This window comes from Streptomyces flavochromogenes (assembly GCF_000717595.1).
Taxonomy (GTDB): Bacteria; Actinomycetota; Actinomycetes; order Streptomycetales; family Streptomycetaceae; genus Streptomyces; species Streptomyces flavochromogenes.
On sequence record NZ_JNZO01000044.1, the window covers coordinates 42,062 to 56,186 of the forward strand.

Sequence of the window (14,125 nt, forward strand, 5' to 3'; positions counted from 1 at the left end):
GGGCCGGCGGCCGGTCATCGCGAACGGCGCCGCGGTTGCGCGGGTGTCCGTAAACTCCTCCCGGAGTTGCCCGTACGCCTCTGTGCGTCGCTGTCGACGCTCGACCGCGGATGATCCGCCGAACTGGCGGCCCTGCGGATACCGGAACCGCACATTCTGCGGAGCACTTCACATCCAGCCTGCCTACGGAGATGGGCAGGGGGCGCGACGAAGCGGCTGGTCCGGCCGCGGCGTCCGATGACCGTGATCCGGCTGGCTTCGGCTCTTCAACCGACGGCATTTCTCCGTGGGTTCAAGATGCGTCCAGTGACCATCGGCGCTGTGGATGTCCACGAGAGACAGTGGCAGCGTCGCCCTCTCGTCCAACCCGCGCGTCGACCTGCTCCGGAGATCGACGTGATCGTTCAGCTGGAAACGAGCCGCACGGTCCGCGGCAGAACTGACAGCATGCGGTGCCATGGCAGATGACAGCAGCACGAGTGCGTTTCAAGCGGGTCAGACGGGACTCATCGTCCGGATCCCGGAGGCGGAGCCGGCCGTCCACGGGTGGCGCGAACGGCTCGACCCTTCAGCCCGGGCCGGGGTCCCTGCCCACGTCACCGTGCTCTTCCCGTTTCTCGATGAGAGCCGGATAGATGCGCTCGTCCACGCCGCACTCGCGAACGTGCTGGGGCGCCACCCGGCCTTCGACCTGCGGTTCGAGAGGTGCAGACGGTTCCCGGGAGTGCTCCATCTCGTCCCGGAGCCGGACACGCGGTTGCGGCAGCTCACTGAGGCGATCGCGAATCGTTGGCCCGAGGCTCCGCCCTATGGCGGCCGGTTCGCCGAGATCGTGCCGCACCTGACCATCGCGCAAGGTCAGGAAGGCCCCGTCCTGGAGGAGATCGAGGCCGACCTCGCCGTCAGGCTCCCGTTCACCTCTCACGTCTCGTCGGTTGAACTCATCGTTCACGACGGCACGAAGTGGCAGGAGCGAGCGTCGTTCCCACTCGGAGAATGAGGCAGGTCACGAGAGCTGGCTGGGCCGCTGCCCGTTGGGTGCCGGCCCGGCCGGGATTTCCGGTCAGCTCGGTTCAGCGTGCTCGCCGTGCACGCAGGCTGGGTCCTTGCCGTACGAGCATCTGGACGCTGCTCCGGCACGCACATCGGCCCCTACGCGGCGGGGGTGCGTCCTCGACGTCGGGCGGCTCCGGATGCGTTGCATGGCGGCGAGCGCGGAGCCGGGGGAGTTGCAGGTCCCTCGGGGATCCGGAGCCGCACGGTGTACTCCATGGGGTGTGGGCGTGGCCATGCGGTCCTGGGTGTCGAGCCTGCCGGTATCCCCCGTACGGGGGTAAGGTAAAGGTTAAATCTGTAGGTAAATCTGTTAGGTTCCGGGGTATGCCGAACCAGGATGAGCTGTTCGACGCCGTGGATGCGTTGCTGGCGGGGGAGCCGGAGATGCCGCCCCCTGTGGAACGGGCGCGGTTGCGTGAGGCGGCCGGGATCACGCAGGCGCGGCTCGCGCAGGTTCTGGAGACGAGTACGCAGACGGTGAAGAACTGGGAGTCGGGCCGGAGCGAGCCGCGGCCCCCGCGCCGCGCGCCGTATCAGCGTCTGCTGGAGGGGTGGGCGCAGAAGTATCCCGCCCCTGTGCCGGAGGCGTTCACGGCCCAGGCTCCGGCCCCTGCCCAGGCTCCGGCCCCTGCCCCGGCTTCATCCCCCTCCCCGGCTCCGGCTCCGTCTCAGGTGCCTGCTGTCCCGGCGGCCGGGGAGCCCCCGCGGCCGGAGACAGCACCCGCCCCGGAGGCAGCACCCACTCCGGAAGCAGCACCCACCCCGGAGGCCTCCCCCCGTCCGACGGCAGCACGGCGTCCGGGCGCGCGGAATGCCGCTCGGACGAGCACCCCGCCCACCGCCGCGGGCGACCCCCGGTTCGACAACGGCCCCCTCGCGGTCATCGACGTCACCGGCGAGGGCCAGGCCCTCGCGTACTGCGTCGGCGGCCTGGTCCTGGACGTGCCCGCGGGAACACTGCCGTCTCTGGTGGAGTGGACGCTGACCGAGGCGAAGCTGGGGGCGGAGCGGCTGAACGGGTCGGGCAAGGACGCCGACCCGCTGCTCGTCCTCACGAAAACCGCCCTGGAGCGCTTCGGCCTGCCCGCCGAGCTGACCGAAGAAGAGCGCCTCGCCGGACGCCTCCCCGACAGTCACAAGGTGATCGCCCGGCTCACGCAGGCAGAGTGGCAGCTGACGAAGCGCGGCCTGGGCCCCTGGGCGCGGATCTACCGCCCCGCCCAGGGCGCCCGCCGTGCCTGCGTGCAACTGTGCATCCCGTCGTGGAACGCCCTCGACCCCCGCAGCTGGGGCCACGCCGCGGACCTGCCGCCGGCCGAACTCGCCTCGGTTCTCGGGACGTACGCCACCCGGGTGCTGACCCCACGCGGCTCCACCGCCGTCACCGGTCTGGAACTGATGACCGCCCTGCACCCGCCGACCCGCGCCTCCGCCCCCGATGCCGCCGGCCGCCGGCACCGCGTCCACAACCCCGGCTCGCTCGGCACCGAGCCGATGGACCCGGCCCCGTGCGAGGCGACCGACGGCCATCCCGCCCTCGCCCACCTGCCGCGCTTCTATGTTCGCGGCCCCGGTGAGAAGCTGTTCGAAGAGGCCTACGACTGGGCACGCCCGCTCACGGATGACGAGTGCATGCGACGCCATCTGGTGGGTCTCGACGTGAACATGGCCTTCGCCGCCGGCGCCAACGGCGCCGTCGTCGGCCTCGCCTCCCCACCCGTCCACGTCTCCAACCCCGCCTTCGACCCGAAAGTCCCCGGAGCGTGGCTGACCGACCTTTCCCACGTCGACCTGTCCCGCGTGAAGGTCGGCAAGCAGTGGACCCGGCTCCAGGGAGGCCTGCTGCCGAGCCCGTTCACCCCGACCGGCCAGACCCCGACCGGCCCCGCCTGGTACGCCACCCCGACCGTCGCCTACGCCGTCGAACTGGGCTACGACGTAGCCCCTCTCGAGGCATGGGTGCGCCCGGAATCGGGCCGCTACCTCGACGACTGGTACAAGCGGCTCCGCGACGCGTACGTGAGGACCATGGCGGATCTGGGCGTCGAGGAGAAGCTGGATCCGGCCGGGTTCCTGGCGGCGATGGACGGCTACAAGCAGCGCGATGCCGCGATGGCGATCGTCCTGGACGCGGTCAAGTCGACCGTGAAGAACGGCATCGGGAAGTTCCAGGAGAAAGCACGCGGCGGTGGCTGGCGCCCTGGCCGGCCCTGGCCGGCCCTGGCCCGGCCGACATGGCGCCCCGACATCCGGGCCGTCATCATCTCCCGGGCCCGGATCAACATGCACCGCAAGATGGTGGCGCTCGCCGCCGCCACCGGCCGCTACCCGGTCGCGGTCCTGTCCGACTGCGCCGTCTACGCGGCCGACGGGCCTTCCCCGCTCGACGTCCTGCCCTACGACGAGGCAGGCAAGACCGTGCCCGGCTCCTTCCGGCTCGGCGTCTCCCCGGGAATGGTCAAGCACGAAGGCACCCAGACGACGCTGTGGGCCGAGGAGCTTCGCGAACGGGCCCAGGCTCCCGAGCTCAACCTGGCCCGCTACATCAAGACCGGCGAGACGACCGCCGCCGACACCGGAGAGTAGGGGCAGGCGATGACGAAGTCGGTCGGCGAAGGACTCGACAAGGCACTGGAGCAGGCGGTCACGCGCCCGGCGCCCAAGAGCGCGGGTGCGCGGATGCGTTTCCTGGTCAGGCAGCTGAAGGGCACCAAGGCCGTCGCTCAGGCGCTCGGGATCTCCCAGCGCACCGTCGAGCGGTATGTGAGGAACCAGATCAAGAAGCCCCGCCCCGACCTCGCGGACCGTATGGCCGGCGAAGTGAACAAGCGGTGGCAGCCGCAGGTGAAGGCGAAAGCCAAGAAAGCCGCCGGAACCAGCAACGGCATCGTCATCGACGTCCAGGCGCGCCTCGGTTACAGCGCTCCGGTCGGCACCACCGACGAAGCCCGCGAGCGTCACCTGACCGTGGCTCTGCCACCCCGCTACGCCGAGCGTCTGTTCAACGCCCGTGACCACGGCGACTCCGATGCGGCCCTTCAGCAGATCGCCGCCGACGGGCTCAAGGAGGTGTACTTCCAGCAGCTCGGCACCCGCGCCGGGAGCCTGGAGGACGTACACATGCTCGACGTCCGGAACATCGAGTTCGGCCTCTGACGGAAGCGGGGAACACGCCCGGCACGGCGCTCCTGTCTCACTGTGCGGCTCCATGCGATCCTGTGACTGACGGCTTCATCGGCTGGAGGAATGCCGCGGCCGCCCGCATCGGCGGTGTGGTGCGCGTCTGGTGGAAGCGGCCTGGTCTTGGTCGGCGCTGTGGGTGGCGTAGTGGTGTGTCCACCGACGTGGGGTGGAGCAGAGCTCGGCGGCTCGCCGGGCTGATGACCCAGAGGTCGCACGCTCATGTCCTCTCGCCGCTACTGACGTGACATGAGGCCCGGAACCCGTGGATCCGGGCCTCGCTCGCCGTCCGACGTCCGGGGGCGGCGCGGACGGTTCGCGTCCCCCCCGATAGCCGGCCGGCACACGATCCGGTACGCGCCGACATGAGCCGGGTCGCGCGGGACCTCGGACAGCTCGGCGAAGCCGGGCGGCAGCGACCTGGACCCGGTCGTCGGTGAGTGGAAGGAGACCCGCGGGGGCGATACGCCCCGGACGGTGCGGATCTCCGAGGACGGGAAGTTCTGGACCAGCGACGGGAGCGACACCTGCGAGGGCGGTGTGCGGGCCGATTCGTCAGCGTCGGACAAGACCTGGCGCCAGCCCACGACACTGCAGCGGTGATCATTGACGACAAGGCCTCGGTGAGCCCGGTGCTGGGACCTGCTGCGCTGGGGTGGTGGAGGAGGCGAGGGGCAGCCGGGCCCCGGTGTGCGGGGCTGACAGGGAAGGGGTGATCCGGGGCTCGCGGGAGTGGTGGGCACGGCCTGCGAGGCGTACGGGCCGGTCCAGGGGCTCCAGCCGCCGGGCTGCCCGACGACCCCGCGCGTGGCCTTCTCGGTCACGGCCGGCGCAGCGGACCTACGGCGTGGCGGCCGTCACCCTCCCTCACCGCTCTCCCGGTCGGAAGCCGGCCAGAGATAAGGAAGGTCGTCCGATACGTCGGGGAAGTGGGGGCCGTAGTACGCCGGATCCTTGCGCCGCAGCGCCGACTGGTGGCTGCGATGGAACGCGGAATCGCCGAGCCAGGGCGGCAGGAACACCTGGAGTGCCTCGACGCGCTGCTTACCCAGACGCTTCGGGTCCAGCACAGCCGCGGAGTCGGTGAAGCCCTCATACGGGAGAAACGTCTGCATACATTCCTTGTCCCCGCGGCGGCGCGTCCGCGTACCCGGGTGGCAACCGAGTCGGAGGTCTTGGTGTCATGGCTCGGTCACCTGCAAGCCGGGTCGGCGCCACACCGACGGGTCACGGGCAGGGGCCGTGACACCTGGGCGGCGACCCGAGCGTTCGTGGATGCCTGCCGGCGGCCGTCAGGAGGTGCTGGTCGCCGTCAGGAGGGTGCCGCCATGGAAGCGCCCGTAGACGGGCGTGCCTCCGGGCCACCTCGGATCGCGGCCGAACGGCACGCCCGTAGGCCCAGCCGCCCCGCGCAGATCGGCCAGGAGCGCGCCCACGGGCAGCCGGGACCCGAGCCTCGCGAGCGTCGGGTCACCCGAGGCACGTGCTTCCTCGACGCTGAGGACCGTCGCGGTCGTGGGTTCGGCCGCGCGCGCCAGTGCCTCGGGCGAGTCCTCGGGGAACTCCGCGCCGGCATCGGCGAAGTCTCCGGAGAACCAGTTGGCGAAAGCGGTCGGGAAACCGTCGAAGTGCTCAGCATCCCGCACGGCATACCTCACCAGTCCGGCCACGGTCACCAGCCAGTGCTGGAGCGACGGTGCGACCAGCTCGGCGCCGTGAGCCTCCCAGAAGGTGAACACAGGACCCCACGTGCCCGTCGCGGGATCGACGTCCACGTAGTAGGTCTCCGCCGATGCGTTGGAATGGACGATGCGGAACGAACCGGGCTCGCCACACCGCCTTGCGGCACCGGCGCTGTCGGCCACGGAGCGGCGCGAGGCCCCGAACTCGCCGTGGGCACCGACGTGCAGCGCTCCGGTGTGGCGGCAGATCTTCCGGATCGGCTCGGGCACCGGAACACCCCAGCCGTCCATCTCCTCGTCGCTCACCCCTTCACCCAGCCGAACGCTCTCCTCTGCGCGGGCGGCATCCTGCAACGCCTGTACCACGGTCTGCCATGAGGGGGTTTCGCTGCTCCACGTCATGCACGCAGCTTCACACGACGTACCGACAACGCAGGCACCGAGGTCGTGCAGACACCCACGGCGGCTCCTTGGGCGCACGCACGCACCCCCGCACGCACCCCCGCACGCACCCGGCGCGCCCGCACCCACCGGAAGTCGCCGCGCACGGCGTGCGACGCCGCGGTCACCGAGTGAGTACGACGGGCAGGATCGACTGCAGGGCCTCTCACGTCCCCCGGGCCGCACAGATCGCGGGGCATCGGAGCACCTCCTCAGTCGCTGCGTCCGGCCGGCAGGGGCTGTCACGCAAACACGGAGGGTCATGCCGTAAGCCCGGGCTGAACAGGGCGTCCGCGCCCGCGATTCTTTACCTCGTCGGACACATCCGAAACGGGGGGTGGCGTCGAATGTCTCATGCCAAGCATTTCCACCCGATTGCCGCGCCCTTCGCGGGGGCCGGTCCCAGGAGGAGGAAGTCGCATGAACACCTCGCACATCCCTCGGCGTGCGGCTGCGGCCGTCGCCGCAGTCGTCCTGCCGGTCTCGCTGGGCGTTCTCGCTCCGCATGCCTCGGCCGAGGGCATGAACCAGCCGTTCGGCTCCGGCTGCGCGTCCGTCCCCAAGGAAGGGGAGGGCAGCGTGGACGGCATGGCGGACGACCCGGTGGCAACCGCGGCGTCGAACAACCCAGAGCTGTCCACGCTGGTTTCCGCGGTGAAGGCCGCTGGTCTGGTCGACACGCTGAACAACGCCGATGACATCACCGTGTTCGCTCCGACGAACGCTGCCTTCGCGAAGATTCCGAAGGCAGACCTCGACAAGGTGCTCGCGGACAAGGCTGCCCTCACGAAGATCCTCACGTATCACGTCGTAGAGGAACCCGTCGACAAGGCCGACCTCGCCGACGGGTCCTTCGAGACGCTGCAGGGCGGCACGGTGACCACCCAGGGTTCCGGTGACTCCTACACCGTCAACGACACCGCCAAGATCGTCTGTGGCGACGTGCAGACCTCCAATGCCACCGTCCACGTCATCGACACCGTCCTGATGCCGAAGTGACCCGCCACGCCCCACACGACGCAAGGCCGGCCGGAGGTCACGAGACCTCCGGCCGTTCGCCGCATCGGGCAGGTGCAGCGGTCGGCGGCACGTACGCTGGACCAGCCCTTGGCGCGACCAGGTCCGACACCGCAGGCGTGCTCAGTGAAGGGTCTCGCCCAGCCGCTCCGCGTGCATCCGGCAGATGACGTCGAGTGCCTCGCGCAGGCTGCGCGGTCTCGTGAACGCGGCACCGCGGCGCGGCCCGGCCCATCCCGGACCCGTGAGCACGACGAGTGGTGTCATGCGGGCGCCTCTCACGCCGAAAGTCGTTTCGGCCAGGTGCTGGGCCAGCGCGTACGAGGCGGTCGGGCGTGCCTGGGACCAGAGCACCACCACGCCCGGGCCCGAGCGGCGGACAGCCCATTGCAGAACTTCGGCAGGAACGGCACCTCCGAACATCCGTGTGGGCAATGCCCGTTCCGCCAGACCGGCGGCAAGGGCCTCCAAGGGGAGCGTGTGAGTCTCGGCAGGCATGCACGCCAGTACCACCGGGGTTTCCACGTCGGCCGAGGCGGGAGCACTGACGGCGGCGCGACGCAGCGCGGTCGACACCTGCCATGACAACAGGTGCTCCACTTCGACGTGACGGTCGTCGGAGGCAGCCCATCGACGACCCACGGCGTGCAGAACGGGAGCCATCACCTCCTCCCACGCGGCAACGAGACCGTATTCTTCGATCACCTGCTCCAGCAGCAGGTGCATCGCCTGGCCGTCGAGCCGCACTGCCGCGTGAGCCAGTTCACGGCACTCCGGCCTCACATCAGGGAGTGCCAGCCCGCTGCTGCGGTCCGAACGATGTTCCATCGGCGGTGGCTCCGGTGCCGGCGGGCTCGGTACGTCCTGGGGCGACGGTGCGACCGGCCGGACTTCCGCGACCGGTGCCCCCGCACGACCATGGGCGATCCGGGCCGCCCGCGCGGCCTCGGAGGGAGGCACCCCGGTCGACGTGAGCCGACGCATCTCCTCCAGCAGCGCGACGTCCCCCGGCGTCCAACGCCGGTGCCGTCCACTCTTTCGGGACGCGGGGCCGATGCCGTACCGCTGGTCCCACGTACGCACCGTGGTGGGCGAGACCCCGAGGTGTCGCGCCACGGCGCCCGTGGTGAGGCCGTGGACCGCCCCTTCCCCGGGACCGAGTGACGGGACCGACCGGCGCTCAGTCACGTGACACCCGGTCCCGTAGCGCGGTGCGGGCGAGCCCGAGGCCGCCGAGCGGCCGCATGCCCCGGTCTGCCGACGAGGCGACTTCCGACGAGGCCATCAACCCTCCTCCCAGAGGTGCACGCTCAACCATTCGTGGACGGGTCCTCGCGCGCATGCGGGGGAGCCGCCGTCGTGTCCGCCGCATCCAGGCACCGTCCGGTCCTGGGCAACCTGACGGGCGCCTTCTCCTCGGTACTTCCCGGACGGCACCGTCCCCGGATGCAGCACCGCCTCCCGCCACCCGACCGATACGCAGACGCCGCCCCGGCCGCTACGCGCCTCGCGCTCTCGCGAAGGGGCTGCTCCGCCCGGCCACGCGGCGACCTTCGCGCCGAGATGTGCCCTGCGCCACAGATCCTCACCCCCCGTGAAATACTAGGACGTCCTACTATCTCTGGAGTACGAGCTCCAGCGCGCGCTCCGGAGGGCCACATGAGCGAACTGCACCGCCCCGCCAACCCCGTACGCCTCGTCACCGCCTCGGCGCTGTTCGACGGCCATGACGCGTCGATCAACATCATGCGGAGGATCTTCCAGGCGCAGGGCGTCGAGGTGATCCACCTCGGGCACAACCGCTCGGTGAAGGAGGTCGTCGACGCGGCGCTTGAGGAGGACGCGCACGGAGTGGCGGTCTCCTCGTACCAGGGCGGGCACGTGGAGTACTTCGAGTACCTCGTGGAGTCGCTGCGGGCCCAGGGCGCCGACCACGTGCGGGTCGTCGGCGGCGGCGGGGGAGTGATCGTCCCCGAGGAGATCTCCCGGCTGCGGGGGAGCGGCGTCACCATCTTCTCCCCGGAGGACGGGCAGCGCATGGGCCTCGCGGGGATGGTCAACTCCGTCGTCGCCGACTGCGACTTCGACCTGTGGGACACCAAGCCCACCGAGGCCGCGGCAGTCCTGGCCGGAGACCGCTTCGCCATCGCCCGCGCGGTCACCGGAGCCGAGCTGGGCAAGCTGCCCGCCGCCTTGCTTGAGGAGCTGCGGGCCGCCTCCGCGACGCGTACGGTCCCCGTCTTCGGCATCACCGGCACCGGCGGCTCCGGCAAGTCCTCGCTCACCGACGAGCTGGTTCGCCGCTTCCGCGTCGACCAGCAGGACAAGCTGCGGATCGCCGTGATCGCCGTCGACCCGACGCGCCGCCGGGGCGGCGGCGCCCTGCTCGGCGACCGCATCCGCATGAACACGCTCGACGGCGGCCAGGTGTTCTTCCGCAGCCTCGCCACCCGCGGCAGCCGGGAGCTGCCCGAGCACCTGGCCGACGTGATCGACGTCGTCAAGGCGGCTGGCTTCGACCTCGTCGTCGTCGAGACCCCCGGTATCGGACAGGGCGACGCGGCCATCGTGCCGTTCGTCGACACCTCGCTCTACGTGATGACGCCCGAGTTCGGCGCCGCCTCCCAACTCGAGAAGATCGACATGCTCGACTTCGCGGATGTCGTCGCCATCAACAAGTTCGAGCGGCGCGGCGCCCTCGACGCCCTGCGCGACGTCGCCCGCCAGTTGATCCGCAACCGCGAGGCGTTCGGCAAGCGCCCCGAGGAGATGCCCGTCTACGGGACTTCGGCCGCCACCTTCAACGACGACGGCGTCACCGCGCTCTACCAGCACCTCAAGACCCTGCTCGCCGAGCACGGCCTCCCGCTGGACGAGGGCACCCTGCCCGCCGCCGACGTCCGCCACTCCTCGGGCATCCGCCAGGTCGTGCCCTCCGACCGGGTGCGCTACCTCGCCGAGATCACCGAGACGGTCCGCGCCTACCACTCCCAGAGCCTCGCCCTCGCCGAGGCCGCCCGCCGCGTGCAGCGCCTGGCCACCGTCGCCGACGAACTCGCCGGCGCAGGCCACGACGGCTCCGGCGTCCACGCCCTCCTCGACGAGGCCCGCAGGCAGCTGCCGCACGACGTGACCGCCCAGATCGAGGGCTGGCCCGCCGTCGTCGACTCGTACACCGGCGACGAGCTGGTCGTGAAGGTACGCGACAAGGAGATCCGCACCCGCCTGGTGCGCGAGTCCCTCTCCGGGAACAAGATCCCCCGCGTCTCCCTGCCCCGCTACACCGACCACGGCGAGCTGGTGCGCTTCTGGCGCAACGAGAACCTGCCCGGCCACTTCCCCTTCACCGCCGGCGTCTTCCCCTTCAAGCGGGACGGCGAGGACCCGGCCCGCATGTTCGCGGGCGAGGGCGACCCGTTCCGCACCAACCGCCGCTTCCGGCTCCTCTCCGAGGGCCAGCCCGCCACCCGCCTGTCCACCGCTTTCGACTCCGTCACGCTCTACGGCCGCGACCCCGACGAGCGCCCCGACATCTACGGCAAGGTCGGCACCTCCGGCGTCTCCGTCGCCACCCTCGACGACATGAAGGCGCTCTTCGACGGCTTCGACCTGGTCGCGCCCACCACCTCGGTCTCCATGACCATCAACGGGCCCGCCCCCACCATCCTGGCGTTCTTCCTCAACACGGCGATCGACCAGCAGCTCGACGGCTTCCGCACCGCCCACGGCCGGGAGCCCTCCGCCGACGAGGCCGCCGAACTGCGGGCCAGGGCCCTGGCCAGCGTGCGCGGCACCGTGCAGGCGGACATCCTCAAGGAGGACCAGGGCCAGAACACCTGCCTCTTCTCCACCGAGTTCTCCCTGCGCATGATGGCCGACGTGCAGGAGTGGTTCATCCAGAACCAGGTCCGCAACTTCTACTCCGTGTCCATCTCCGGCTACCACATCGCCGAGGCCGGCGCGAACCCCATCAGCCAGCTCGCCTTCACCCTGGCCAACGGCTTCACCTACGTCGAGGCCTACCTCGCGCGGGGCATGCACATCGACGACTTCGCCCCGAACCTCTCCTTCTTCTTCTCCAACGGCATGGATCCCGAGTACTCGGTCCTCGGCCGCGTCGCCCGCCGCGTGTGGGCCGTCGCCATGAAGGAGAAGTACGGGGCCAACGAGCGCTCCCAGAAGCTGAAGTACCACGTCCAGACCTCCGGCCGCTCCCTGCACGCCCAGGAGATGGACTTCAACGACATCCGCACCACCCTGCAGGCCCTCATCGCCATCTACGACAACTGCAACAGCCTGCACACCAACGCCTACGACGAGGCCGTCACCACGCCCACGGAGGAGTCGGTCCGACGGGCCCTGGCCATCCAGCTCATCATCAACCGTGAGTGGGGGCTGGCGATGAACGAGAACCCCCTCCAGGGATCCTTCGTCATCGACGAGCTCACCGACCTGGTCGAGCAGGCGGTCCTGACCGAGTTCGAGCGCATCAGCGAGCGCGGCGGCGTCCTCGGCGCCATGGAGACCGGCTACCAGCGCGGCCGCATCCAGGACGAGTCGATGCTGTACGAGCAGCGCAAGCACGACGGCAGCCTGCCGCTCATCGGCGTCAACACCTTCCGCAACCCGCACGCCGAAAGCGCCGAGCCCGGCGTCATCGAACTGGCCCGCGCCACCGAGGAGGAGAAGCACTCCCAGCTCGACCGTGTCCACGGCTACCAGGCGGCCCATCAGGAGGCCGCTCACGAGGCCCTGGCGGCCTTGAAGAGCGCGGCCATGGAGGGCCGTAACGTCTTCGCCGTCCTCATGGAGGCGGCCCGGGTCTGCTCACTGCAGCAGGTGACGGACGCCTTCTTCGAGGTCGGCGGCCAGTACCGGCGCAACGTCTGACCCGGCCGGCGCCCCGGTCCCTGCGGGCACCGGGGCGCCCACCTCTGCCGCCTGGTTCGAGGGGCGTCGTGGAGGCACACGATCCGGAAGAGGGGCGCTGCCAGGCCCGCCCATAACCGAAGGTCCGCTGCCGATGGGGCGTGCCGTCCGGCGGTGGCGACGCTGCCGCAGGCGTCGGGATGGGCGCGATCGCCGCCGACGCAGCGTCGGAATCCTCCCGTCCCCCACCGCCGAACCAACGGTCCGTTCGATGGATGGACGGCCGGCCGGCTGGCGGGTCACGGATATGGACTCGCCTGCGACGAACCACGTCTCTATCCTGAGCGGCAGTGGGACTGCGCGTGGTCCTGCAGGTTGTGTGCCGTGGCAGAGCGGTCTAATGCGATCGCCGTGGTGGAGGGCCCCTCCGCGGCGAGTGACGGAGACGGGGCGGCCTTGCCCCTGTCTGTCTCGCGGGTTCGAATCCCGTCGGCATCGCAACCGTATCGGGTCGGGCAAGAGCAATGCGCCACCCTGCCGGGAGGGAACACGCCCCTGGCTCGACCGTGTTTGTCCCGGCACGGCCGCGCGGCAGTCTTGTCGTTGTCGTTCAGGAGCTGACCTGCGGCCTCCCCACCGGCAGCAGCTCGGGGCGTCGGGCGGCGCGGCCGTCGCCGGAGGATCGGCCGCGCAGGCGGCGGAGCAGCCAGGGGCCGAGGAACCCGGCGGCCCAGCGTAGTTCGGCGGCTGCCGTGCGTACCGTGCCGACGGTCGCGGCCGTGTCGGGCCCCAGTTCCCGGGTCCACGAGTCGTCGCTGCCCGGCAGGCCGAGCGCATGCGCGAGGGCGGCGGAGATCCGGTCGTGCCCCAGCGGGCTCGCGTGCAGTCGGTCCGCGGCCCAGAGGCGCGCATCGGTGGCGGCGGCGTGCGGAGAGGTCTCGGCGAGAGCGACGCCGTGCCGGGCCGCCGCCAGCCGTATGCGGTCGTTGAGGGCGGCGATCCGGGGCGCGACGGGGCGGGCGATGGGCGCGATACGGGCGATGTCGGGGAACGTGACGGTGGCGACGTGTGCGCCTGCGCCGGTGAGCGCGGCGAACATCGCCTCCACATGAGCGGCGGTCTCGTCCGGGTCGAACCGGGGTCGCAGCAGATCGTTGACCCCGGCGATCACGGTGGCGACGTCGGGGCGGAGGGCGAGTGCGGGGCCGAGCTGCTCCGCGCGGACCTGACTGGCGAGCCGGCCCCGGACGGCCAGGTTGGCGTACCGGACCTCGGGGCTCACCGCCGCGATCCTTTCGGCGAGTCGGTCCGCGAAGCCGCGCAGCCCGGTGACGTCGTCGCCGTCCCCGACCCCCTCTGTCTGGCTGTCACCCAGCGCGACGTATCGCAGGTACTGACCGTTGCTCATGCGCCCACCGTTTCTCCCGCGGCAACAGCGTGCCGCACCCGGAAGCGCATGTTACTCAATAAAGTGTGTAGTCGTGTCAGTGAATACGTGGAGCGTGACATGCCCAGGTTGGACTCCGCAGGCGTACTGCCGACGACCTGCCACCCGCCCGTCGCGCCCACCTGTGCCGATCTGCCCGCTCGCCACGCCCGCCAGGCGCCTGCCGACGAGCGCAGTCTGCCCTTGACGAGCTCCTCCTCGGCGGGAGGTGTGTCGTTGTCGAGGGGGCACCCCATCGGGGCGGGCATCACCGACCGAAGCCACAAGGGTCCGCCACGACGTCTCCCTCTTGTGGGCTTCTCGGAACCGGGAGTTGGCTTGTCAGAGGCATTCGCTAAGGGCTGTCCCGCAAGTGCGGCCGTGTCTTGACCTGAGACCGGCTCGATAGGGTCAGGACCGCAGCCGACGGAAGAGGATCGTTCGATGGCGACGT

Annotated in this window: 9 protein-coding genes, 1 tRNA gene and 1 pseudogene; 6 read left to right on the forward strand and 5 right to left on the reverse strand. The window is 70.7% G+C overall.

The features are described from left to right. Positions 1–457 precede the first annotated feature (457 nt). The 3 genes from IF00_RS0137135 to tpg all read left to right on the forward strand — a co-directional run bounded on the left by IF00_RS0137135 (position 458) and on the right by tpg (position 4,212). Entirely contained in the window at positions 458–1,000 is a 543-nt protein-coding gene (locus IF00_RS0137135) for a 2'-5' RNA ligase family protein (protein WP_030325962.1), read from the forward strand. 380 nt (positions 1,001–1,380) lie between these two features. Next, positions 1,381–3,642, forward strand: coding sequence for a telomere-associated protein Tap (gene tap, locus IF00_RS0137140; protein WP_030325964.1), 2,262 nt, complete (start codon positions 1,381–1,383; stop codon positions 3,640–3,642). A gap of 9 nt (positions 3,643–3,651) precedes the next feature. After that, on the forward strand, positions 3,652–4,212 hold the full coding sequence (gene tpg, locus IF00_RS0137145; RefSeq protein WP_030325965.1) for a telomere-protecting terminal protein Tpg: 561 nt from the start codon (positions 3,652–3,654) through the stop codon (positions 4,210–4,212). An 881-nt stretch (positions 4,213–5,093) separates the two neighbouring features. Here tpg and IF00_RS0137155 read toward each other — a convergent pair. Both IF00_RS0137155 and IF00_RS0137160 read right to left on the reverse strand, forming a co-directional pair. Continuing rightward, positions 5,094–5,351: a pyrimidine dimer DNA glycosylase/endonuclease V gene (locus tag IF00_RS0137155; protein WP_030325966.1), complete on the reverse strand. Its 258-nt coding sequence runs from the start codon at positions 5,349–5,351 to the stop codon at positions 5,094–5,096. 177 nt (positions 5,352–5,528) lie between these two features. After that, positions 5,529–6,224: a hypothetical protein gene (locus IF00_RS0137160; RefSeq protein ID WP_030325967.1), complete on the reverse strand. Its 696-nt coding sequence runs from the start codon at positions 6,222–6,224 to the stop codon at positions 5,529–5,531. 555 nt (positions 6,225–6,779) lie between these two features. Between IF00_RS0137160 and IF00_RS0137165 the strand changes: the two genes are divergently transcribed. Further along, positions 6,780–7,358 carry a fasciclin domain-containing protein gene (locus IF00_RS0137165; RefSeq protein ID WP_030325968.1) on the forward strand — a complete coding sequence of 193 codons (579 nt, stop codon included), beginning with the start codon at positions 6,780–6,782 and terminating at the stop codon, positions 7,356–7,358. Between the two features lie 141 nt (positions 7,359–7,499). Here the strand turns inward: IF00_RS0137165 and IF00_RS0137170 are convergent, their stop codons facing one another. Next, positions 7,500–8,204 carry a B12-binding domain-containing protein gene (locus tag IF00_RS0137170; RefSeq protein WP_342451067.1) on the reverse strand — a complete coding sequence of 235 codons (705 nt, stop codon included), beginning with the start codon at positions 8,202–8,204 and terminating at the stop codon, positions 7,500–7,502. A gap of 165 nt (positions 8,205–8,369) precedes the next feature. Then, a pseudogene (locus tag IF00_RS47900) lies at positions 8,370–8,564 on the reverse strand (MerR family DNA-binding transcriptional regulator); the annotation flags it as partial. Between the two features lie 471 nt (positions 8,565–9,035). On the opposite strand from IF00_RS47900, the gene icmF reads away from it, so the two are divergent. Beyond that, complete coding sequence (gene icmF / locus IF00_RS0137175; protein ID WP_030325970.1) at positions 9,036–12,266, forward strand: fused isobutyryl-CoA mutase/GTPase IcmF; 3,231 nt, start codon at positions 9,036–9,038, stop codon at positions 12,264–12,266. Between the two features lie 358 nt (positions 12,267–12,624). Continuing rightward, a tRNA-OTHER gene (locus IF00_RS45875) sits at positions 12,625–12,743 on the forward strand. A 112-nt stretch (positions 12,744–12,855) separates the two neighbouring features. Here the strand turns inward: IF00_RS45875 and IF00_RS0137180 are convergent. Beyond that, positions 12,856–13,653: an SGNH/GDSL hydrolase family protein gene (locus IF00_RS0137180; protein ID WP_030325972.1), complete on the reverse strand. Its 798-nt coding sequence runs from the start codon at positions 13,651–13,653 to the stop codon at positions 12,856–12,858. Between the last annotated feature and the right edge of the window lie 472 nt (positions 13,654–14,125).